We start from the raw sequence: 24,828 nt of genomic DNA, 5'->3' as shown, positions 1-24,828 counted from the left end.
AGGTTTATTCCCATGCCCAACCTGAATAACGTCTCATCTCCTAGCCTGTGGCAGCGCATCTGGCAGGGCTTTTTGACCACTGTGGGTACCAAGCAGTTTTTTCGTATTTTTTCGCCTTGGGTCAAGTGGCTGGCAATATTAGCCACTATTTGCCTATTGATCGGTAGTGTCTGGGGCCTCGCTTTTGCGCCGCCTGATTACCTGCAAGGTAATAGCTACCGCATTATCTTTATCCACGTACCCGCTGCCAGCATTGCCATTTCTATCTATTTTGCCTTAGCAGTGCTCGGGGTTATTTATTTAGTTTGGAAAATCAAGACCGCTAGTCTGGTGGCGCAGGCGCTTGCTCCGCTAGGATTTTTGCTCTGTGTGGTTAGCTTAATCACGGGCTCTATTTGGGCGAAACCCACTTGGGGTACTTACTGGGTTTGGGATGCACGTTTGACCTCTATGCTCATTTTGGCGTTTTTGTATGCGGGCGTCATGGCACTGTTTGCCGCGTTTGAGCATACGGCCAATCGTGGTAAAGCCGCCGCTATTTTGTCTATTGTTGGTGCAGTAAACCTACCTATTATTAAGTATTCGGTACAGTGGTGGAATACCTTGCATCAAGGCTCGACCTTTACCTTAACTGCTGCACCAAAAATGTCAGCGGATATGTGGATGCCATTATTACTGATGATTATTGGTAGTTATTTATTGGTCGCGACGTTAGCGATTTATCGTACCAACACGCTGATTTTGTATCGTGATCAAGGCAAAGCGTGGGTCAAAGAATATATCCGCGGACAAGCCAAATGACTGCAATGACTGTCGCCAAAACAAATAACGGCTAGGAAAATATTATGCAGCCTTACTTTTATAGCGTATCTGAGTTTCTCGCCATGGGTAAGCATGGTGTTTTTGTTTGGTCATGCTGGGCCATTACCGTTGGCGTGATGTTGGCTTTTATCATTTATAGTCGCAGGCAGCGACAGGCCCTTATCAAGCAGCTGACCATTCAGCAGACTCGACAAGCTCAACGTACGGCTAAAACCCCTAATCCTGAAACCAAGCAACCGATGTAAAAATTATTTTAATATCATGGCCTTAGCTAAAAAAATTACGACCTCTCAATTGTAAATATATGACCTCGTCAGTTGCTAAGGGCTTATTGATTTATGCGAAAAATGCTACCATATAGCCATTAGAAGAGTACGATTAGAAAGACATTTTTAGAACGTTTTTCTAATGGTAGTTTCTTTAATATTTTCTGTTTTATATTTTTGTATGTCATTAAATATAGTTTATAAAACAGCGACTCATCAATGAGGTAGTGGTATGAACGCAGTTCGTCGCAAAAAACTGATGTGGGTTATGTTTACGTTGGCAGGGGCGGCAATCGCCGTCGTATTGGTAATTTATGCCATTGGACAACAAACCGACTATTATTTCGATGCCACAGCCATTGCGCAAGGTGAAGCACCCCAAGATAAGCGTATTCGAGCGGGCGGCATGGTAGTCGCGGGTAGTGTCCGACGCGCAGAAGACAATCCATTGAATGTTGAATTTGCTATTACTGATTTTCAATCGACCGTACCTGTGACTTATCAAGGTATTTTGCCAGATTTATTCGCTGAAAACTCAGGCGTCGTCGCCACGGGTAAAATGCAAGGCGATACCTTTGTGGCAGGGGAAGTGTTGGCTAAGCATGATGAAAACTATATGCCGCCAGAAGTGGCCAAATCAATGAAAGAAAACAACCGTAGCGGTGCAGTGCCTTCTTCTGAGCAATACAATCCTGCTGAAAAGGTACATGAGACGGACACTTTACAGCAGTAATTTTCTAGGGCGTGTCTTCATTTCAAAAATGGTGATAAAAATGAGATAAATTGCCGTCAAACAAGAAAAAGAGTGCAGATAATATCGGGATATTAACCAGCTATTTGACGATGTTTGGCAAGATTTAGCCATTTTTAGCCCATTCAGATGACTATCGAGTGAATTGAAGACACGCTCTAGTCAATCCAATAGTAAAAAGAGCCGCTAATAATTTATTAGCGGCTCTTTTTTATACAAATTTTGGTACTAATAGATCTTCATTATCTAGACCTTAATCATCCCATACAGGGCTGTAGTCAGGATGCTCAATTTTACGACCATCGCTACTGGCAAGTTTGCCAATTTTCTCTAACTCATCTGCACTCAACTGCACCTTCATTGCATCTAAATTACCTTGCAAATGGTCAGGGTTAGACGTCTTCGGAATGGCAACGCGGTGCTTGTCTGATAGAATCCAAGCCAGTGATATCTGTGCTGGCGTGACGTTATGCTTATCAGCGATTTCTTTAATAACCTCATTATCGAACACATCACCGCGTGCAAGTGGCGAATAAGCTTCCAATAAAATATGGTGATTGTTTAAAAAAGTCTGTAAGGTATTTTGCTTAATAAAAGGGTGAAACTCAACTTGGTTGACCACGATTGGTACATCCGCATATTTCTTGGCTTCAATGATATTAGCAATATTAAAGTTGGAAACACCGATATGACGCGTCAACCCTTGTTTCTGTAGTTCGCACAATGCAGGAATGGTTTCAGATAAAGGTACGCGATCGTCGGGCCAATGCAAGAGCAATAGATCGACATAATCTGTACCCAAATCTTCTAAAGAGCGTTTAGCGGCTGCGACCAATTTCTCAGGCTCGAACTTCATATCATCAGGGAAAATCTTAGTGGTCAAAAAGAATTTGTCACGAGCGATACCTGATTGCTTAATACCTTCGCCAACTTCTTTCTCATTACCATAAGCTTGGGCGGTATCGATATGCTCATAGCCCATCTTAAGACCTTGGCTGACGACATCAATACAATCTTGACCGGTTGACTGCCAAGTACCAAGACCTAATACCGGGATATTTGCTTGTCCAGCAGTACGAATATTATAATTTTTTGAACTCATATTATTATCCTTATGTGCAAGTTTTCATATTATTAGTTGATGACTTTATTCAGTTCATTAGCATTCGGTTCATAGGCTCAGATTCCACTTTTAAAGTTGATCATATAAAGAGCCAGAACCGATTCAACTGCACTCACTATAAGGAAAATGAGGACAGTACGATAGAGTAGGTGACGCTTTCCTACAAAGGGCAAACAGGCTGTAACGTCATTTTTAGTAACTGGTAACCACTAGAGACAGGTTTAAAAGAGTAGTAATCACAAAATTGAGGCCATCAAAAACGCCCATTACTATTCAGCAATGGGCGTTCGTCATTAGCATGATACCTATATGTTCAGGTATTTTTCGATCTAAAAATTATTGAGCAGCAGCTTCTACTGGTGCAGATTCTGTCGCGGTATCCGTGTTTGCACCGTGATCAGCGCCCCAGATTTTTGGGTACTTATAACCAGGGAAAGTATCATGAGCATACTTTTTAAAGGCTTCAGAATTATAAGCATTGGTTACGTCTTCAACCCATTTTTTACCAGTATCTGCTGATTTAATCGCTGACCAGTTGACGTAAGCAAAGCTTGGCTCTTGGAACAAGGCTTCGGTCAGTTTGATACCAGCGTCAGTAGCATAGTTACCGTTGATAACTGCAAAGTCAACTTCATCACGCGCGCGTGGTAGTTGGGCAGCTTCTAGTTCAATGATTTCGATGTCGTATTTGCTGTTATCAGCGATATCAGCTTTTGACGCAGTCAATGGATCGATATCGTCTTTTAGCTTAATCCAGCCAAGATCATTCATCATGACCAAAGCACGAGCAAAGTTACTTGGATCGTTTGGTGCAGAAACACTCATGCCTTTAAATGCAGCATCAAGGCTGGTTTTTTTACCTGAATAGATGCCAAGTGGCGCTGTTGGTACTTGGAACACTTCAACTAGGTCAAGGTTGTTTTCTTTTTTGAAGGTATCAAGGTAAGGCTTATGCTGGAAGATGTTGATATCCAAATCGCCTTCAGCCAACGCAAGGTTAGGACGGACATAGTCAGTAAAAGCAATCAACTCAACTTCATAACCTTGTGTTTCAAGCGTGTTTTTCACTTGATTGCGAACCATATCAGCAAAGTCGCCTTCAGTAGTACCGATAATGATTTTGGTATGGTCAGGATCGATATCGCTAGCGGCAGTTTCTGCAGTTGACCCTTCGGTAACTGGTTCTTTGGTCGCTTCTGGTGCTGATGAATTGCTGCAACCGACTAAGACCAAGCTTGATACACCAACAGCGGCAAATGCGGTCGCTAACTGACGGCTGATATCTGTTAATTTCATAATATGTCCTTTAAGGAGTGGGATTGAGTAAAACGTTTATCGTCTGAAAATTAAAAAAGCAACATTATCAATAGTAATGCTGCTTTTTGGTATAAGCGCTGAGATAAGGGTTGAGTATGGCCAAAAATAAACCTAGTCGCTCGTGATGTCAAGTATTCTCTAAAGCGGTTTAACGTTTATCTAAACGATTGGCGAGCCAATTGCCAGAGGCTTGGATTGAGATAACCATGATCGATAATACAATCACGATAAAAATCATTACCTCAGTTTGATAACGATAATAGCCATAACGAATGGCCAAATCACCCAAACCGCCACCACCAATCATACCAGCCGCCGCTGAATAAGACAGCAGACTGATACAGAGGATGGTCACTGATAGCACCAGTCCTGAGCGCGCTTCGTTTAGTAAAACTTTTATGATAGTAAAAGGTCGTGCACCCATAGACTCGGTTGCTTCAATAATACCGCGTGGCACTTCACGTAAGTTTTGCTCGACCAAACGGGCAAAGTAGAACGAACCTGCAATCGCGAGTACTAGCGATGCGGCGATGGGTCCAATACCAGTACCGACGATGGCTTTAGTAAATGGGCTCATGGCAATCATCAAAATCACAAACGGGAAAGCGCGCATAAAGTTGGTGATGCCGCCAAGTACCCCGTAGAGGGTTTTGTTTTGCAAAAACTGTCGATCACTGGACAAAAATAAGAATATGCCAAACAGTCCGCCAATGACAATGGCGACTGTTGTAGAAATACCAAGCATAACAAAGGTATCGATAAAGGCACTTATAATTTCTTTGCGCAGCACCAACAATTTATCTATCGAGGCGGATAATTCACTACCAGTTAACATGTTTTTTCTCCTGCCTCATTAGTCTTCGTGCACTAAGCCTTGGCCAATAGGGGTGGTTGCTTGAATCAGACCGTCTTTGACATCTGCAACTTCTAATAGTTGTCCTTGATGTAGTAGTGCTGCACGATGACAGAGCCTACGAATGACGCTCATCTCATGAGTCACAATGACAATGGTGACGCCAAGTTGTTCGTTGATATCGCGTAGACAGGTCAGTAGACTGCGCGTCGTTGCAGGATCAAGCGCACTGGTTGGCTCATCGGCCAATAGTACTTTTGGGCTGGGCGCAATCGCGCGTGCAATACCAACACGCTGCTTTTGTCCACCTGACAGCTGCGCAGGGTAGTGACCAGCACGATCAGTTAAGTCAACGATGGCTAGACAATCCATAACCCGTTTATGAATATCACGGCTTGGATAACCAGAGATTTTTAAGTTAAATGCCACGTTATCAAAAACAGTTTGATTAGACATCAGGTTAAATTGCTGAAAAATCATACCAATATTATGACGTGCGATACGCAGCTCACTGGCAGATAACGTTGTTAAGTCAGTACCATCGATGATGACTTGACCGGCATCTGGGCGTTCAAGCATATTAATCAGACGCAATAAAGTCGATTTACCGGCACCTGAGTAGCCCATCAAACCAAAAATTTCACCTTGCTGAACAGACAATGAAGTCGGTTCGACAGCGGTAAACCAATGCGGCTTACCGTCTTTATCTTTGATTGATCGGTCGCTTAAAAAACTTTTGGTCACATCGTTTAAGACAATCATGTCACTCATGGAGGGCTCAAAATTTAATAGGTTTATGATGGTTATAGAATAATTAGGCTGCAACTTACTAATGACAGCGTCAAAGTGGATGGTCGCTACCATTAACAATGCAATAAGGGGCGGTAATATAGCATATTATGTAATGTTTTGGATATGCACATCCGTGAACGGCTTATGACTAATGGTTATTAGTTATAAGCTATCTGGAAAATTTAAGTTGTTGTATGAGAAGGAGGTCATGACCAGCAGAGTAGAGGAGGTTCTGCCAGTTGCTAGTGATGATTATCGTGCTAGTGGTTATTGTCGTGATAGTTATAATGTGGATCTTGCTTTACGGGTATAACGACCAAAAATCTGGTGTGACCATTGATAGTATCAGTCACGATACGCCCTTGATGAGCAGTGACGATTTGCGAAACCAAGGATAAGCCCAAACCTGAGCCTTTGTTTTTTTGTTGCAAGCGCACGAATGGACTAAAGACTTCTTCGCGTTTGTCTTCAGGAATACCTTCGCCTTCATCAATGACCGCCAGCACAACGTATTTTGGTAGCGGGCGTATTGGTTCGGCTTTGGCTTTTTTCATGTGTTTAGTGAATAAATTTTCTTTACGCGCTGTGGTCGGCGTCTCGCTCTCGCTTTGAGCATTGCCTTTAATATCATCTTTGCTAACAGTTTCATCGGTCGTTAATTTACTGGTTTTCCGAGATTGGATATTATCATTTAATAGCGCATCAGTGGATTTACTGATCGCTTTACTACTAATAATTGCTTCGTTATGGCTACAGATTTCTACAGATTTTTTACTGTCAGGAACGGCTTTCCACATGACTTTTTTAATTTTCTCAGTCAATTCCGTGGTAAAACTCTGGTAGTTAGCGATTAGGGACGATTCTGAATTAACGTTGAGCGTATTGTCACTGATTATAGAATCTCCAGCAGCATTTTCTTCAACATCGGCACAATTGCTAGCGTCTGTTGCTGAGGTGCCAGTTTCTAGCCCAGTCATGTCAGTTATTTTAGTGTTGTCAGTGATGACGTCAGTTACATCCACATTTGAACCGTCATCATCAGCATCGTTATTATCAAGCACAATGCTCTCACCATTTCGATAAATCGGTGGTGCTGGTAGTGTGATTAGCGCTGCTATTTTTTCTGCTTTGTCTTTGTCAGTATTGGTTGTAGGAGACCCATTAGAAACGTCGTCAAGTTGTGCCGATGTTTGCTGCGCTAAGTTATCAGAGGCTTGTGATTCATCATAATGGTCAAAATCTGAACTGTTATAATCAGCAAAGCTACTACAAACCACTGTTTGCAGCAAATAATCTGGAATGGTATCGGCTTCATCAACAGTCTGAATGCCATAGATCAAGACGGTAACCGGTGGCTTACCATGTAGCATGGCATTGGTTAAGAGGTTGCGAATGAGATGGGTCAGCATCGGTGCCTGACCATCAATGACGATATGCTCACCTATCAAAGTGGCTTCAGGATAATGCTGACGTTCTTGATTCACTAAGTCATACAAATCCAAATGCTCGACTTGCTGCATGACATGACCAGCATCTAAGCGACTCACCAATAATATACTTTCAACCAAATCATTAAGCCCCGACAAATCTCGGTTGATCGCTTGCGCACGTTTATCAAATTTTGCTTTGGTATCTGTTGGCATCGCATTTGCCAGCATATCCATCATCTCGATTTGTAGGCGGATACGGGTAATCGGCGTACGCAGCTCGTGAGAGGCGTGCGCCAATAGCAGATTGTTGGCATTAATAAGGTGCTCAATTTTTTGTGCCGCTTGGTTAAAGCCGCGTGCTAACGAAGCAATTTCATCGTTACCACGTGCATTGACTCTTACCGTAAAATCACCATCACCCAATTGGGTCATTTGCTGGCTCATTTGATTGATACGCCACGTCATAGTGCGAGCAATCAACCATAGAACGCCTGCCATAATTAATAGCAGCAATAGGGTACCAGTAAATAAATTTAAGGCAGCGGAGAGCACGGGTTTTTTTGGCGGCAAGCGTGATTCGTACAGCAATGTATAACCAGTGCTGCTATATACTTGAGCTTGCTTGGTAGGGGAGGTGTCTGAAAGGGATGGAAAAACTTGTGAAAATAAAGAGGGAGTCGGCGGTAGCACTAACGGCAAGTCACTATTGTCAGTTTGCATAAGCAAACGACCTTCGTTGTCGTATAACCCCATCTTTGCTTGTAAGGATTCGTCAAAGATATCAAAGCTTTTTTTGACCACTGCCAGCATAAAGCGTGACTGTAAACGGTTGTCCTTACTAATGGAGATATTCAGCTCATGCAAAAAAGGATCAATTTGACCCAAAATCTGTGTAGCCAATACTTCTGAGCGGATACCCGCATCTTTGTCATGCACCAGCTGTGTCAATAGCACCATGGCGACTGCAAATAAGGTAAGTGCCAGCATCACGCTGGCAAATAACTTGGCAAATACGGAGCGAAAACCCAATTGCTGCATTAAACCATCTCTATTGTCAGATGCTCGTATCAATTCATATCACGCCATTCGTCTGATTTAATCCAAACTATGGTGACAGGCTCGATTAATTGTATATCGAGCCATTTAAGATTAAACCTGATCGGTAGCAAACTGATAACCGACACCGCGTACAGTAATAATACGCTTTGGTTGGCGTGGATTGTCTTCGATCAAGGCACGTAAGCGTGAGATATGAACATCGATAGCGCGATCAATATTGTCTGAACTGTCATCATTTGGCATGGCTTGCCACAATTGCTCACGATTCAGTACCTTACCAGAATGGGTAGCAAAGTAGTGCAGCAATTGAAACTGATGCGTCGTCAAACGCACAGGCAGCTCATCGATCGTTACTTCGTGGCTATCAGGGAACACACTGAGACGCCCAAAGGTCAAACTGTCCGATTGGCTGTCTGCTTGATTTGGCTGCTCGTGACGACGAATGACCGCTCGTATCCGTGCCAATAGTTCACGTGGCTCAAACGGTTTAGAGATATAGTCATCAGCGCCCATCTCAAGACCCAATACGCGATCGGTAGTATCGCCTTTAGCCGTTAGCATGATGATCGGCACTTTATTGGTCATATTGTTTTTGTTACCGCGTATCTTTTGGCAAACCTGCATGCCATCCATATCAGGTAGCATCAAATCAAGGACCACCAAGTCAATACCGCGCTCTTTGGTATCTAGCAACTCTAGACCTTCTTGACCAAGTCCTGCATGATGCACATCATAGTAATTCATGGTCAGATAGTCGCTGATTAGTTCTGCTAAATCTGGATCATCTTCAATTAACAAAATCTGCTTACTCATAGCTTGTCCTTTAGTTGTTGTTATGGTTTGTCAAGAAATCGCTTTTTATTAAAATTCTAGCGCGCCTCGATATCTATATTATCCTAAATCTGCATGATCCTAAATCTAAGTGCTTCTAAATCGTTATTGTCCTTAATCATAAGACATTGACCGTTAAGATAGGGTTAAAGAAACATGATTAAGCTTTCAGTCAATATAAGACAAAGTAATAATACTATATTGCCTAATTAACACGTGACTAAACAAGACACGCTTTGTTAATGTTTCTACACAATGTAACTGTCTCTACTGCTCTCTAAGAAACCACCACTTTTTTACCTTTAGATTCAATGGTTAAGTCGGCAAGACAAATTAAGCTGTCATTGCTAATGCCTGCAATTAAATACTGCTTGGTAATAGGATCGTATTCGACGACCTCAACTGGCTGACGAGTTAGGCGTTGGTCTTGCTTAATAATCCATACATTGGCGCTCAAGGGTCTTAACGGTTTATAGGGTGGGCGCTGCAACTCTGTTAAGTCAACGTCATGTAACGCGCGTTCGGGGACAATCGTACCGACATCGATCTGACCATAATTGACACGCCCCGTCACTTGCATATCAGGCTGTAATTTCTCGCGACTGATTTCATTATTGACGACATTCACATGAACCAAAAGCTGTTTGGGCTGAACTGTTGCCGTCAACCTGCTAACTTGTCCAGTAAACTTATCCGACATGCCTTCAGCGGTAAAATTGACCGTCTGTCCGACAGAAAGCTGAGGCTCAGCTTGAATGGGTACAATGCCGATGAAATGTAATTCAGTTTCATCACTGAGCTGCAAAAGTGGTTGGCGTGCGTCCATTTTTTGTTCAGCTTCGGCATACAGCTTTTCGACACGTCCTGAGAAGCTGGCACGCACCGTCATCAATTTGTAGGATGGTTTGGTACTAGCAGGTGCATTTTTGCTGGCTATTACATTATTTTTATCAACGCTAGTTTTATCACCGCTAGACTGAGGAGCTTCAGCGTTATTTTCATTAGCCTTTATCGATGTTGGTGTTGGTGTCGGTGTCGGCTTCGTTGTTTGGCTTTGGTTATCAGTCTTGTTCTCTGTTTTACTATTTTGTGTGGATTGGTCTGATGTTGCAAATTCTGTATTTTCAGCTGTGGAGGTAGGAGCTGACTCTGTGGGTTTACTAGCGGCTTCCTGACGCTGGACGATCAGCAGTGGCGTGCCTTTTTCTACCCATTGATTTTCTTCTACCAATACCTGCTGGACAGTGAGCGCTTTTGCTGCGGTGAACTGGGTCTTCTTGATTGGTTCAATACGGCCTTGGAGTCCTATGCTGGGCTGATAGCGTGATGGCTTTATACTTAAAATATGGTCAGGCGTCATGGTAACGCTATCGTCATCAATGATAATGGGTGTCTCTACCGTCTCACTATTTTCTGCGGTCACAGGCTCATCAGTAGGGGGCGAGGGCTGACAGGCAGCAAGCAATAATAAAGCACTGCATAAATACGCACTATTTTTTAGACCTATAAAAACTCTCATACCAATTGCCCTCATAAACATTGGTTTATTATATAGTGAATCGGGGCAAGGGCAAATAATAGTGCGATATTTACGCAACGAGACAGAGTTATTGATTTCAAACGCATGACTGGAAGAGGAAGAGTCATAATCAGAGTATTTTTGCTAAACCGATGATTAATTTGAACATAAATTCACTAAATAACTGGAAAACAACGAGTAACTGTGCTAAAACGAACATATTAAAATACAGTGATACATATTTATCACAAATGAAGATGATTCGGTAAGATAGCTGTTGCTTCTACCCAATGTTAAATTCTTACCACGCTTCTTTGATGAGTGTTATGCCCGTTAAATTGTTTGTCTTTATAACGATTGTGCCTGCTAATTTTGACAGGTTTGAAATTTACATAAGAAAAATGACTGGGCATATAGGCGGTTTTATACAGTAAGACGCTTTTTAGCCACATGACTTCTTAGCTATATGACCTCCCGTTTAAGTATTTATCTCATTTTTATTATTATTTTCAAAATGGGGACACGCCCTAGTGATGGTCATAGAAATCTGACAATTATCTTCGTAAATTAAACTCAGATTAGAAATTAATTTACGAAGATAATTGACGATAAAGTGCGTATAGTAACTGAAGGTAACGTCATGCTTGATAGACAATACTGATAAAGAACATGTTAGCTATTATGACAGCGTAAAATGCAAACTTAGTCGTTCATATCAATCCAAGAATAAGCCATTTTATAAATTGGAATAACTGTTAAAATTTTGCACTGACAGATAGCGCTACGAATAAATAGTCATTCATAGGATAATGATAATGGAAAATAATTTTGAGGGTCTGAAGGTCATGGTTATCGATGACTCAAAAACCATTCGCCGTACGGCAGAGACTTTATTACAAAAAGCTGGCTGCGAAGTAGTAACCGCTATTGACGGTTTTGATGCTTTAGCCAAGATTGTTGACAACAATCCCGATATCATTTTTGTTGATATCATGATGCCACGCTTGGATGGCTATCAGACTTGTGCATTGATCAAAAACAACCCTGATTATGCCAGTAAGCCGGTGATTATGCTGTCATCTAAAGATGGTTTGTTTGACAAGGCACGTGGACGTATTGTCGGTTCAGATGAGTATTTGACTAAACCATTTAGCAAAGATGAGCTTTTTGAAGCAATCAATCAGTACCGTTAATAACCAACCATTTTATAAAACTGATAATTAGGCAGTTATATTGGTATGCTTCATATGTGCAGCGGTACGGCTAGTGCAAGTAGCTAAGAAGACTGTCATACAAAAAGCAACTATTAGCTGTCGTGACTGTTCCATGAATTAAGATTTCAGGTTAATTAAATAGCCGTGTTAGAAATAGCTCAGTGACGATCACAACAGTATTGTTTAGTGTTTACTACTTTATATATATCATCGTGGAAATAGTGCTGCCCTCGAAAGTGTCAGGCATTATTTTTAATAGATTTGTCTCAATAATATATCCCAACGGATATCATCGAAAATAAAGGAAATTTCCATGGCTACTATTTTAGTCATTGACGACTCGCCATCAGAGATGGCGAAATTTCGCGACATGCTTGCAAAAAACAACTATCAGGTGCTTGAAGCAACCAATGGTGAGCAAGGCTGTCAAATGGCAACTGATCATTTACCAGATGTCATCTTGATGGATGTGGTCATGCCTGAAATGAATGGTTTTCAAGCTACTCGTAAGATAACTCGTGGCAAAACAACATCGCATATTCCTATCATTATGATTAGTACCAAAAATCAAGAAACGGATCGTGTTTGGGGTAAGCGCCAAGGCGCTAAAGAATACATAACTAAGCCAGTTGACGAAAATGGTCTGGTTAATATTATTCGCAAAGTAATGGGGTAACTTGTGGCTTCCAAAGGGTTTATTGAGCTTCTGCGTTTCGCAGATTTGGCACGCGCACGTAAAAGTGGCCGTCACGGTGGACAAGAATCCGACTGGCAGGGTGTGGTATTTGAGATTGGTGGTCAGCGCTTGGTGGCACCAATGGGTCAAGTCTCAGAAATACTCACTATGCCAGAATTCACCAGTCTGCCCTTAGTAAAGCCTTGGATGATTGGCATCGCCAACATTCGCGGACGCCTATTACCACTGACGGATTTGTCTGAGTTTTTGCAGGTTCCTAGTCGGTTGGCGCAAATGAGCCAACGCAAGGTTATTGTGATCGATCATGATAATGTGTTTTCAGGATTACTTGTCGATCAAGTACTTGGTATCGAGCAATTTACTCGTGATGAATATCGCCCAGAAGCGCTTGAATATAACTCGCCATTCTCTCCTTATAATCATGGCAAGTTTTTTAAAGATGAACAAGATTGGTATATTTTTATGCCAAGCTTGTTAGTGCAAGATTTGCAGTATGCTGATGCAGCGCTATAACGGTCTTTCATACGGTATTTGCTGCCATGAAATACTCGCCTGCTAGCACGATGAAAAGAAACACCGACTGACATAATACAGTTGTATGTCAGCATTCATACAGGCTTTGCTAATCACTATTGTTTCGATAACAATATGATTGTCGGAGTCAGTCACGATAAGACTTTGACGATTGTTCGAAAGGGATACGCAAGATGAGTGATGTTATAAAGAACTCTGTAACTGGCAATAGCAAAACAACGCACGCGGTTAAAGACGCTAATAATATTTGGAAATTATTATTGGGGTTTTTTGCTTTATTGACCGTGGTTTGTCTAATTTGGCTAGTCAATTCATTGTCATCAGTAAGTCAATATCTGCCTGATTTTAATCAATCAGTAGTATTGCCAGTGATTATATTTGTAGTAGGTGTTGCCGGTATTCTATTTGCTTTATATAAGTTACTTAGTCAGCGTGGCGGCTCAGAGCGTCTACTCATCGAAAAAGAGACCTTACGTCGTCGTCAAGAAGCAGAAGCAGAATCCGAGCGTGCTCGCCAAATTCAAGAAGAGAATGAGCGCAACCAGATTGCAATTTTGCGTTTGCTTGATGAATTGGGTGATTTGGCAGACGGTGATTTGACGGTCAATGCGACTGTATCAGAAGATTTCACTGGGGCGATTGCTGATTCGGTAAACTTCGCCATTGACCAATTACGTCAATTGGTACTGGTTATTAACAGTACCGCTGATCGCGTTTCACAGTCCTCAGAGCAGACGCAGATGAATGCGGTTGAGCTTGCTGAAGCCTCGGAAAACCAAGCGCAAGAAATCGCTGGTGTATCCGCAGCAATTAATGAGATGACTGTCTCAATTGACCAAGTTTCGAACAACGCGGCAGAGTCTGCAACGGTTGCCCAGCGCTCGGTTGCTATCTCTTATAATGGGGCAGAGGTTGTACAGCGCTCCATTGAAGGCATGAACGTTATTCGCGATCAGATTCAAGAGACGTCAAAGCGTATCAAACGCCTTGGTGAATCTTCGCAAGAGATTGGTGATATCGTTGGATTGATTAATGATATTGCGGATCAGACCAACGTATTGGCATTGAACGCGGCCATTCAGGCGTCAATGGCAGGGGAGGCTGGTCGAGGTTTCGCGGTAGTTGCTGATGAAGTTCAACGTCTCGCTGAGCGTTCAGCCAATGCTACCAAACAGATTGAAACACTGGTAAAAACCATTCAGGCAGATACCAACGAAGCTGTGATGTCAATGGAATCCACAACCTCTGAGGTTGTACGCGGTGCACGTTTGGCCAAAGATGCTGGTGAAGCACTAGAAGAGGTACAGAGCGTTTCTAATACCTTGGCAGATCTGATTCAAAACATCTCAAATGCCGCCCAGCAACAGGCTGAGTCTGCTGGACATATCTCTCACACGATGAATATCATTCAAGACATTACCTCACAAACCTCATCTGGTACGATGGCTACGGCGCGTTCTATTGGTGAGCTAAGTGAAATGGCTGCTGCCCTTCAAGAGTCGGTTACTGGCTTTAAAGTATCGAACGATGATGAGCAGTTAGAAAATGAAGAAAACCTATTGGCCAACGCTTAATAATTAGCGAATGCGCAATAAGTGAGTATCATAATTAGTCATCAAGCTTAGGGTTTTGTTATCTTGAGATGTTAATCAAAGTGCTGCTCTAGTAGTGATGCTGGGCAGCAGTAATAATAGCAGGTCACGTGGATAAGCATACTCAACAAGACGTTAGTGTAGTCGATAAAGCCAATCCCGATTTGGTGACAGTCTTAGGGCAAGTTAATGCCTTTGATACACAGCAATGGCAGCGTTATATAGAGCAAGAGATTGGCTTTGTTTTACCTCCTATCCAACGACAGTGGTTGGTAAATGCGATTGACCGTACGGCTGCCGCGCATGGACTATCGATTTTGCAATTATGGCGTCAACTGCCAAGCAATGATGCGCTGCGCCAGCAATTATTGGACAAAGTGCTGATTGATGAAAGTCGCTTCTTTCGTCATATGCCTTCTATAGACTTCATTACAGAGTACGCCTTGCGACATCAGCGACTGAGGCTAACAGATGACAGTATTGATGAGATGTTTCGTATTTGGAGTGTTGGTTGTGCCAGTGGGCAGGAGACTTGGTCGCTTGCCATGAGTTTGGCATCGAAGCAGCTGGTCAATTACGCTGTATTGGGTACGGATGTCAGCCAAAAAGCAATTACGAAAGCACGTTTGGCACAATATGACAAACGTCAAAAAGCATTGATTCCGTCAAGCTGTCAGCAGTTTATTTACCCATTACATTCTGAAACTGTACCCGATCAATCGACTGTTTTTGATTCATCTATAGTAGAAAATACTATTAACGACACTCAAGCACATTGGCAAATCGTGCCAACTTTACAGCAGTATGTTAGCTTTGCTTTACACAATATTATCGGTCAAGAACCACCTACGTCCGATCTACAGCAGGTCATCATCTGCCAAAATATGCTGCTATATTTTCGTAAATTTGATCAACGAGATATTCTTAACAAGCTGTCAGAGCAGTGTGCGCTAGGTGGTTATATAGTATTGGCTCCAGGTGAGGCGTTATTTTGGCGTCCTTCAAATATGCGCCGTATTGCGCACCCAAAAATTAATGCGTGGCAAAAGATCAGTGCCTAAATTAGCGCCTAGACGAGTTAGGATAAATCTATGAAAAACCAGCCCAATGACATGGTGACGATCGAGTGGTTATTACCACTTTTTAATCAGCAATTATCACAAGTATCTGATGGCTGGCAATTAGACGCTGACAGCAATAATTACGAGCAAATGGTGCAGCACTATCATCAAGTTGGTGGTGCTTTAACTATGATTAATCTGCCTTTGCTGTCAAATTTAGCGACTAAGCTGAGTCTGTTGGCAGGGGCGGGTAGCCAAGATGGTTTTACCCCTGATGATCGCCGCATCGGTCAGTTTTCTCATCGGCTGCTACAACGTGAGCTGACGCAATATATGCGTACAAGCAGTCATCATACCGCTCTAATCAGTAGAGCGGCTGATGATCTTACTCAGTCGCTATCACGACTGGGTATAGCGACCGACCATTTGTCACCGCAATCCACGATAGCTGGCAATACTCATTACAAAGACCTTGTCGATGGCGGTATTACTTCTGAAAAAGTTATCGATGATATTGAACTAATCGTACCAAGCCATGCGGTAGATGCTCATCTAGACACTCAGCAGTATCAAAAATTACTATTGGTTTGGCGTCAGCAAGTACAGGCGCTACTGGTTGCCAATAGCAATCAGCCCTCAGTACTGACGGTCTTAGAAAAGGTAAGTGAGTATTTATGGCAAACCACGCAAGACGATGATTTGCAGCGTCTATGGTATTTAACCGAGCTGTGGTTGCGCGATCTTGCTCATAATAAAACACCGTTGCCTAAGCACTATGCACCGCTATTGGCAAAGCTTGAGCAAGTGCTAGAGTCTTGTGGACATCAAGCCGAGTTGGCGCCGAGCGTTATTAAAGAATTGCTCGCCAGCCTCTATATTGAGCTGAGTGGTCTTGCGCAAAGCAGCGATCATACTCAGTCTATCCTCAGTAATCTACCGCAAAGTGCGATAATGGATGCACGTTTTTTGCCTCGTATATTGAGCGAGCTTGAGACCCTTATTTTCGGTCTCGATCAACCGCAGACTTTATTTAACCCACTGCAACGTATAAATAGTCAGCTCGAAGCTCGAGGTTGGACTTTTTATGCCTCAAAAGCAGCATCCATCATTGCCGACATAGAGCGTGCTCTTTCCTCAGAGACAGGATTTGCACAAGAACAGTGGCAGATTGAACGCCAGCTTCAAGAGTTATATAGTGCTATTTATAATACAGAGCAGGCAATATCGACAAAGATCGGTGATGCCGCTGATTTTACGCCGGTGTCTGATGTAGCAGCGAGTGTCAACGCACAGCCAGATTCTAGTATGGATATCAATTCTAATAGTAAAGACTTACGTGAATTGCGCATTGCTGTTGAAGACATAAAACAAAGCTTTAACGCATATATACAGCGTCAGGATATTGCTCTCTTACCTGAGGCTGCTGATTTTACTAATATTGGTCATGCTTTTGATGAAATGGGGTTGCCTTCAATCCGTGAAGCGACTGATGCTATAGCCAGCCTATTTGTACAACTCACTACTCATGAAATTGACGTGCTCAGTTGGCAGGTTACCCAAGCATTGGCTGAAGGTCTGACTTCAATAGAGCTGTTGCTTGATTATCTGGCTCAGCAAGTTTTTGACCAACCGCTATTAGCGTTGGCAAATCAGCATATTGATAATGCTGCCACATTGCTCAGTGAGTATATTCAAGCACCTGAAAGTGTTGACCAAAGCTTACTTAGCCAAAAAGTCGCGGTGACCGATGTACTACGCTACGATGATAACGGTGAGATTGCGCCAGTTATTGAGCACGCTATCGATGACCAAATTCTTAAAGATCAAGACTTTGATACGGCAATTTTGAGCCATGAAATGGCGGTAGAAGATGAGTCGGATAACCTCACCATAAATAATACCGTCGGTGATGATTTTAGTACTGTTAATGACAGTGAAGCTTTGCTACGTGCGCGTGAACAAGTGAAGCCAGATAGTTTTGATATAGATGAAGATATTCGTGATATTTTCATTGAAGAGGTGACAGAGGTCGTCGAGGACTTAGAAGATTTTTTACCAATTTGGCAGCAGGATTCACAAGATCTAACACCTTTAACAGAAGTGCGTAGAGGTTTTCATACGTTAAAAGGGTCGGGGCGCATGGTTGGTGCCTTTAGTATCAGCGAGATGGCATGGTCAATCGAAAATCTGCTCAATCGACTTTTAGACAAGACATTGCCTGTCACTGATGAGGTCGTTGCGCTAGTAACAGAGACGACCAAGCGACTTTCAGTTTTAGTGACAGATTTTACGGCGCAACAATCGCCAAGCTTTGATCCTGCGGTAACCATCTTACAAAGTCATAATGTACTAACGGGACAGCCAGTTAACACGGGTTTAAATATTGCCGTATCTGCCTCATCGGACACTGAATTAGACGAGGCTTTGGACTCAGATGAGCCAATGGCAACTGCTGAATATAACAATCTGGCAGACGCGATTGATAAGTCTGACAATGAACTGGAAGTAGGCGGAGACAGAAACGTCATAGACTCTCTTTCCGGTCTGGTATTGCCCACTGTACTCATTACTTTTATGCAAGAGACGCAGGAGTTACCGACGGATGCGAATGATGCCGATCCTGATATCAAAGAGATATTTATAGAAGAGGCGAATGAAGTATTGGACGACATTGTGCCTTTATATGAGCATTGGCAGCTGTCTCCCACTGATTTGAGCGATTTGGCAGACATTCGTCGCGGATTCCATACGCTAAAAGGTTCTGGCCGTATGGTTGGTGCCAACTATACTGGTGAGCTGGCATGGTCAATAGAAAACATGCTCAATCGCATTTTAGATAAGAGTGTTGTCGCTTCAGCTGATATAAGACAGCTTATTACCGATGTTTTAGCAGCATATCCTGCCATGCTCACCACGTTTGAAAGTGGCAGCCAAGATTATCCAGCGCTAGTGCCACTATGGATCGCCTGTGCGAACGCTTTTAGTAAGCAGCATGGTAATGAGTTCAGCTATGCCAAGTTATATGAGCAAGCGCTTACCTCTACTGAGCAACCTTCAGTATTAGAGTCTGATAGTACGATCGAAAGTAGTAATGATAGTAGTGATGAAGACATTGATAATATGCTGCAGACCATTCATTCGGCTAATGAAATGATGGCAGAGGCGCCAGTCATTTTGACGCATCAAAATGCAGAAGAAAAAGCATTTTTTGAGATTTTCATCGAGGAAGCAGAGACCCTGTTACAGGAGGTTGATACCTTTGTTAATGAGCATCAAGGTCAACCCTATGTTGAAGTTAGTGATCATATTGTTCGGGCATTTCATACCCTAAGAGCCGCTTCAGGTTCTAGCGCGTTGACGGCGATTAGCGAAATCAGTGCAACAATAGAGAAAAGTCTAGAGCTGTTGCAACAGCAAGATATTCCTATGAGTGGGCAACACTTAGAGGCGTTAGCACAGTCTGTGACACTGATTAATGGCTATCTTAATAACTACAAACCAAACGTCGAACAGCAAGATATATCGGTAGAAGAAGCGCAGAGCCAGCAAGATATTGCGTCATTGCAAGCGATGCTGGGTGAGCATTATGCTGTCGGTGATTATAGTGGGATAGCAGACAATAAACTCACTATAGAGCAGCTATTCGACGAAAATATCGATGAACTGCTCGATGCTGAATGGCAATTAAATGAGGCACTGAGCCACTCTGAAAGTGAGCATGTCCAGAAATATATTGAACAACAACTGGCACAAATAAATTATCTGGCTGGCAAAGCGGTAGATATTCCAAAATTCACTGCAATTCTCAGTGCCTTAGCTGGGGCTTATAGTCATCTGCAAGACAGTCCTGAAACAGCAGCTGATACAGACATTCAAACCACGTTGTTGGCTGGGCATGCGCAGTTAGTAGGGTTGTTCGATGCATTGGCCGGTAGCACGTCATTAAAAGTTGATGGGCACATTCTTGAGGATTTACAGCGTATTGCTGATGGCGTTGACACTGAAGATGGTATTACTGATGAGTATAATGATGGTCTGCCTACCGTGCAAAGTGTCTCTGCCGCTGAGTTTCAGCTAGAGTCTATCGATACTGACATTGAACTGTTAGAGATATTTTTAGAAGAAGCGCAAGAGCTTGATGATGCCCTTGCCGAAAGCTTTAATAAGTGGCGTGCGGATATTACTAACATCAATACGCTAAAGGTATTACAACGTCATCTGCATACCATCAAAGGTGGTGCACGCATGGCAGGTATCCGTAGTATTGGAGACTTGACCCATGAAGCAGAGAGTATCTATGAAGCTTTTGTAGAGTACAGACGCGCGCCAACCACACAGTGGCTTGAGATTATGCAAATCGTGCAAGATACCTTGTCTTTGCAAGTCATGCACATGGTAAATCATCAGCAATCATTTTTTGCTCCCGAACTTATTGAGCAATTACAACGTTTTGAGAAAGCACAAGTATTGCCAGATACGGTTAATTTGATTGTACCCGTGCCAAAACATCATACTGTCGCTGAGCCCCAAGCTGTTGAAGATGACTTTATACTCAGCAATGTCGAAAATACAGAAATCCTAACGCTTGATAGAATGATTAAACAGTCATGGGCCAATGGCTTACCGGATCCTGACATATTAGAAGTATTCTTAGAAGAAGCAGAAGCGCTGACCAATAATAATCAATATCTACAGTTATTTTTAGATAACGTAAGCGATACGGTTGCCTTACAAGCGCTACAGCGTGACTTGCATACCCTTAAAGGTGGTGCAAGAATGGTCACGGCTAATGGAATAGCGGACTTGGCACACGACATGGAGTCGGTCTATGAAGATCTTGCCCATCATCGTCGTCCTGCTACAAAAAAAGTCTTAGAGCTACTCGTGGCCTGTCATGACTGGATGGCAGATGCACTATTTATTCTCAAGCAACAAGTCAACCCGCCAACGCCTGCTTTATTAATAGAGTCGCTACAAGAATTTAGTAAAAACCCTGATAGCTTAAAACAAATACCTAATGAATCTCTGCAAGCGCAGCGCAAAGCGATTTTGACTGCCAAAGAAAATCGAAACTCAGCAGGTATGGTAAAAGACATCAGTAAAATGCCGTCGATGATCGGTGAGTTTACGGAGCAAGAGCAGAGCGCTAGTAGCAATGAGATGATCCGTATCTCAGGTGGTTTGATTGAGCATATGATTAACTTGTCTGGCGAGTCGGCGATTAACCGTGCGCGTATTGACATGGGCATGAGTAGCTTGACCAACAGCCTTGAAGAGATGGGCATCACGGTACAGCGTTTGGCAGATCAGTTACGCCGAATGGAGATTGAGCTTGAAGCCCAAATTTTATCGCAGATAGATGATGAGTTGATAAGCCATGAAGGTTTTGACCCGCTAGAGATGGATCAATACTCTTCTCTGAATCAGCTATCAAAATCTCTGACAGAGTCGGCATCAGATTTGGTTGATATTAATCACACTCTTTTAGAAAAAACGCGTGATAGTGAGAGCTTATTATTACAACTGTCGCGAACGCAAACTGAGCTACAAGATGGCTTGATGAATTCGCGTATGGTGCCATTTACGCGCTTAATACCACGCCTTGAGCGTACGGTACGCCAAACGGCTAATGAGCTTAATAAGTCGGTTGAGCTGACAATTATTAATGCTGATGACGAAATGGATAGAACCATTCTAGAGCGTATTACGTCGCCGCTTGAGCATATGCTACGTAACGCCGTCGATCATGGTATTGAAGACAGTAAAGCGCGTTCGAAAGCTGGTAAAGAGCGCAGTGGTAACATCACTTTAGAGGTGTTGCGCGAAGGCAGTGAAATTGTCATCAACTTATCCGATGATGGGCGCGGCATCGATGTCGAAGCGGTTCGCAGCAAAGCCATTGCTCAAGGCCTTATCGATGCAGCAGACAGTAGTCTGACCGATCTTGATATCATGCAGTATATTTTTAATGCGGGCTTGAGTACCAGTAAGCAATTAACGCAGATCTCAGGGCGCGGCGTCGGCATGGATGTCGTCATCAGCGAGATTCGTCAATTAGGTGGCGTCGTGTCTGTAGTCTCTGAGCTGGGCAAAGGGTCGCGTTTTACCATGCGCCTACCGCTCACAGTAGCCGTATCGGATGCCTTGGTAGTGCGAGCAGCAGATCGCTACTATGCCATACCACTGGTTCAGATTGAGCGTGTGGTACGTATCAATCCAGAAAAGCTTTATGATTACTATCAGTCAAATGACGCCACGCTAAACTTTGAAGATGCTGATTACCGTGTGCGTTATTTAAATGAGATTTTATCAGGTAATAAACTCAATGAGCTGGTGGTCAATACCAATACGAGCTTACCGGTGATTATCATCAAAAACCGTACTGGACAGAATATTGCCCTGCAGGTCGATCAGATAGCTGGGTCACGTATCGAAGTCGTAGTAAAACCGCTAGGACAACAATTCTCAAACCTATCGGGTATTTCAGCCGCTACCATCATGGGTGATGGCTCGGTCATGCTTATCTTAGATTTGATTGCCTTGATGCGTAATGCACCAGCGCTTAAAAAAGTCATGCCATCTGTTGGCTCTAAGCAGAGACGTTTAGAATCCCAGCCGACGGTTATGGTCGTCGATGACTCGGTCACGGTACGTAAAGTAACGTCGCGCTTCTTAGAGCGTCAAGGGTATAAAGTTGCTGTTGCCAAAGATGGGGTCGATGCGATTGAGATACTACAAGAGACGATACCGGATCTTATATTATTGGATATTGAGATGCCACGTATGGACGGCTTCGAAGTAGCCATTCAAATACGCCACAATAAACGCTTGCAGCATATTCCGATTATTATGATTACCTCACGTACTGGTGAAAAGCATCGTGAGCGTGCCCTAGAGATTGGGGTGAATGACTATATGGGTAAACCATTCCAAGAAAACGAGCTACTGAATAAAATCCAAATGCTATTGGGTGAAGAGGTCAGCTTAACTTATGAAGGATAAGGCCCCTGTTCCATTAGCGTTCAAAAACAAAAGTGATATCAAGGTGCTGGTGGTCGCAGAAGATCATCACCAGCGTATGGCCTTTTCGGATACCGTACGTGGTTGTGGTTTTACCCTCATTGATTGTGTATCACAGGCGCAGTTGCACGATAAGTTTGAACGTTATGAAACACCCATTGATATTTGGTTGATAGACAGTGATTACGATGACAGTGTAGCCACGGCTACTGCTATGTCTCAATCAATTGGGGTTTTGGTGGGTTTTAGTCAAGCGCCTTATTTAAATGAGGCAAAGCAGTATGCTAAATGGCAACGCAAACTAAAACGTAAGCTTGCACAGATGCTACTCCTACCAGCATTGGTAGATACCAAAGCTTACCAGAGCGATACCAGTGACTGGCAGTACGTTGTGTTTTTGGGTGCGTCTATGGGCGGTCCTAGCGCCGTAAAAGAGTTCTTAGATAACTTGTCACCCACGCTACCCATTTGTATTTTATTGGCGCACCATTTCAACCAGACGATGATTGGGACGCTACCACGCATACTGAATCGCCATAATGATTGGCGCTGTCAGGTCATTACCTCGTCGCAACGTTTACAGGCGGGTCAATGTTTAATTGCACCTATTGATAAGCAAATTGTTTGCGATTCGACTGGACGGATTATATTACTTGCTAAAGCATGGGAAGGTGATTACAAGCCCGCTATTGGTCAGATCCTAAAAAACACCAGCGATGTTTATGGTAGTGAGCTGATCAATATTATTTTTTCAGGTATGGGTAACGATGGGGCTCAGCATCTGGATTTAATCCAAGACAATGACAGTCAGTTGTGGGCGCAAGATCCAAGTGTCAGTACTTGTCCTAGTCAGCCACAAGCGATTGTTGATTCTGGATATTGTGGTTTTATTGGTAGCCCTGTGGCTTTAGCACAAAAACTTACCGACTATATTGGTGAAAGGGCGGCTGTTGCCTCTTCGCATTAATCTATTGTGAGCGACGTATGAAACAAATTCTAAAACATTCGTTTGAGGCAGTAAGCTTGCTAACCACGAACAATGGTATGCTAGATGTCACTATCGTTCCAGCATTTAATCAGCCTGATTGGATTATTCCGAGCAGCCTGATTTTGAGTGTGGATGACTTTGATGAGCATATTTGGACTTATCTATGGCAACAACAAGAAGTCGCTGTATTCCATTTGCTATCCAGTGGGCAAACGCCAGAAAAGATCATAGTATTAGAGGGTAATACGGCTGCCCATCGCATAGCATTACAGACTGTCGGTGAACTGCACCATCTACAGGTACGTATCTCTGACGTCAAGGATATTGAGCTTCCTGAACAGTATACCAGCAATGCTAATATCAGTTATAGCGTCGCCCAAAAAACGCAAAATAGCGACAGCGAAACGGTTCAAGCGACTGGCGAAAATCTAACAAATAGCGAAATCGACTACGTCAAAGAACGCTTTCAAGAAAACGTTGTAGAATCCTACTTGTTTCAAACCGTAATTATCGATAACATGCTCTACTTGGTGCCTGATTTGGATAAAATTGCGCATCAATTGGTTGATTTAGACAGCTAGCTTGTTTAGTAAATGTGGCCTATAGTGAATAGCAATTCATTAGTCTTAATCATGACTAATGATCACGACTAATGATCACGACTAATGATCACGACTAATGATCACGACTAATGATCACGACTAATGATCACGACTAATGATCACGACTAATGATCACGACTAATGATCACGACTAATGATAGTGACCAGTAACATCGTCAAGACTAAGGCGTGTCTTCAATTCACTCGATAGTCATCTGAATGGGCTAAAAATGGCTAAATCTTGCCAAACATCGTCAAATAGCTGGTTAATATCCCGATATTATCTGCACTATTTTTCTTGTTTGACGGCAATTTATCTCATTTTTATCACCATTTTTGAAATGAAGACACGCCTAG

General features: G+C 42.9%; 17 protein-coding genes and 1 pseudogene. 11 read left to right on the top strand and 7 right to left on the bottom strand.

The window, feature by feature from the left end:
* Positions 1-12: 12 nt before the first annotated feature.
* The 3 genes from ccmC to ccmE all read left to right on the top strand — a co-directional run bounded on the left by ccmC (position 13) and on the right by ccmE (position 1,821).
* A complete protein-coding gene (gene ccmC / locus RH96_RS12940) occupies positions 13-801 on the top strand; it encodes a heme ABC transporter permease CcmC (protein ID WP_010201639.1) in 789 nt (262 codons plus the stop codon).
* A 44-nt stretch (positions 802-845) separates the two neighbouring features.
* A complete protein-coding gene (gene ccmD / locus RH96_RS12935) occupies positions 846-1,067 on the top strand; it encodes a heme exporter protein CcmD (protein WP_010201638.1) in 222 nt (73 codons plus the stop codon).
* Between the two features lie 253 nt (positions 1,068-1,320).
* Entirely contained in the window at positions 1,321-1,821 is a 501-nt protein-coding gene (gene ccmE, locus RH96_RS12930) for a cytochrome c maturation protein CcmE (protein WP_010201636.1), read from the top strand.
* 271 nt (positions 1,822-2,092) lie between these two features.
* On the opposite strand, the gene RH96_RS12925 is transcribed toward ccmE, so the two are convergent.
* The 7 genes from RH96_RS12925 to RH96_RS12895 all read right to left on the bottom strand — a co-directional run bounded on the left by RH96_RS12925 (position 2,093) and on the right by RH96_RS12895 (position 10,763).
* Positions 2,093-2,941 carry an aldo/keto reductase gene (locus RH96_RS12925; protein WP_010201635.1) on the bottom strand — a complete coding sequence of 283 codons (849 nt, stop codon included), beginning with the start codon at positions 2,939-2,941 and terminating at the stop codon, positions 2,093-2,095.
* 357 nt (positions 2,942-3,298) lie between these two features.
* Positions 3,299-4,258: a MetQ/NlpA family ABC transporter substrate-binding protein gene (locus RH96_RS12920; RefSeq protein WP_010201633.1), complete on the bottom strand. Its 960-nt coding sequence runs from the start codon at positions 4,256-4,258 to the stop codon at positions 3,299-3,301.
* Positions 4,259-4,427: 169 nt separating this feature from the next.
* Positions 4,428-5,084, bottom strand: a complete 657-nt coding sequence (locus tag RH96_RS12915; protein ID WP_373299678.1) for a methionine ABC transporter permease — start codon at positions 5,082-5,084, stop codon at positions 4,428-4,430.
* Between the two features lie 48 nt (positions 5,085-5,132).
* The gene (locus RH96_RS12910) at positions 5,133-5,903 is read right to left on the bottom strand and encodes a methionine ABC transporter ATP-binding protein (RefSeq protein WP_037033699.1); all 771 of its coding nucleotides are present in this window, start codon (positions 5,901-5,903) and stop codon (positions 5,133-5,135) included.
* A gap of 281 nt (positions 5,904-6,184) precedes the next feature.
* Complete coding sequence (locus tag RH96_RS12905; protein ID WP_010201628.1) at positions 6,185-8,392, bottom strand: sensor histidine kinase; 2,208 nt, start codon at positions 8,390-8,392, stop codon at positions 6,185-6,187.
* A 111-nt stretch (positions 8,393-8,503) separates the two neighbouring features.
* On the bottom strand, positions 8,504-9,226 hold the full coding sequence (locus RH96_RS12900) for a response regulator transcription factor (RefSeq protein ID WP_010201627.1): 723 nt from the start codon (positions 9,224-9,226) through the stop codon (positions 8,504-8,506).
* Positions 9,227-9,521: 295 nt separating this feature from the next.
* Positions 9,522-10,763 (bottom strand): efflux RND transporter periplasmic adaptor subunit, encoded by a 1,242-nt coding sequence (locus tag RH96_RS12895; protein ID WP_010201624.1) that lies wholly within the window; start codon positions 10,761-10,763, stop codon positions 9,522-9,524.
* 815 nt (positions 10,764-11,578) lie between these two features.
* Between RH96_RS12895 and pilG the strand changes: the two genes are divergently transcribed.
* The 8 genes and pseudogenes from pilG to RH96_RS12855 all read left to right on the top strand — a co-directional run bounded on the left by pilG (position 11,579) and on the right by RH96_RS12855 (position 24,450).
* A complete protein-coding gene (gene pilG / locus RH96_RS12890; RefSeq protein WP_010201623.1) occupies positions 11,579-11,956 on the top strand; it encodes a twitching motility response regulator PilG in 378 nt (125 codons plus the stop codon).
* A gap of 334 nt (positions 11,957-12,290) precedes the next feature.
* Complete coding sequence (locus RH96_RS12885) at positions 12,291-12,653, top strand: response regulator (protein ID WP_010201622.1); 363 nt, start codon at positions 12,291-12,293, stop codon at positions 12,651-12,653.
* A 3-nt stretch (positions 12,654-12,656) separates the two neighbouring features.
* The gene (locus tag RH96_RS12880; protein WP_010201621.1) at positions 12,657-13,187 is read left to right on the top strand and encodes a chemotaxis protein CheW; all 531 of its coding nucleotides are present in this window, start codon (positions 12,657-12,659) and stop codon (positions 13,185-13,187) included.
* Between the two features lie 548 nt (positions 13,188-13,735).
* Positions 13,736-14,782, top strand: a pseudogene (locus RH96_RS12875) (methyl-accepting chemotaxis protein); the annotation flags it as partial.
* A gap of 128 nt (positions 14,783-14,910) precedes the next feature.
* Positions 14,911-15,861 (top strand): CheR family methyltransferase, encoded by a 951-nt coding sequence (locus RH96_RS12870; protein WP_010201619.1) that lies wholly within the window; start codon positions 14,911-14,913, stop codon positions 15,859-15,861.
* 30 nt (positions 15,862-15,891) lie between these two features.
* Entirely contained in the window at positions 15,892-22,863 is a 6,972-nt protein-coding gene (locus tag RH96_RS12865) for an Hpt domain-containing protein (RefSeq protein WP_010201618.1), read from the top strand.
* On the top strand, positions 22,853-23,848 hold the full coding sequence (locus RH96_RS12860; RefSeq protein ID WP_010201617.1) for a chemotaxis protein CheB: 996 nt from the start codon (positions 22,853-22,855) through the stop codon (positions 23,846-23,848). The genes RH96_RS12865 and RH96_RS12860 overlap by 11 nt, the downstream gene beginning before the upstream one ends.
* Positions 23,849-23,865: 17 nt before the next feature.
* Positions 23,866-24,450, top strand: coding sequence for a hypothetical protein (locus RH96_RS12855; RefSeq protein WP_010201616.1), 585 nt, complete (start codon positions 23,866-23,868; stop codon positions 24,448-24,450).
* The last annotated feature ends 378 nt before the right edge of the window (positions 24,451-24,828 follow it).

Origin of the sequence: Psychrobacter sp. PAMC 21119 (assembly GCF_000247495.1) — a bacterium.
GTDB classification, from domain to species: domain Bacteria; phylum Pseudomonadota; class Gammaproteobacteria; order Pseudomonadales; family Moraxellaceae; genus Psychrobacter; species Psychrobacter glaciei.
Note: the sequence above shows the minus strand (reverse complement) of the source record. Positions and strands in the feature narration are given on the sequence as shown.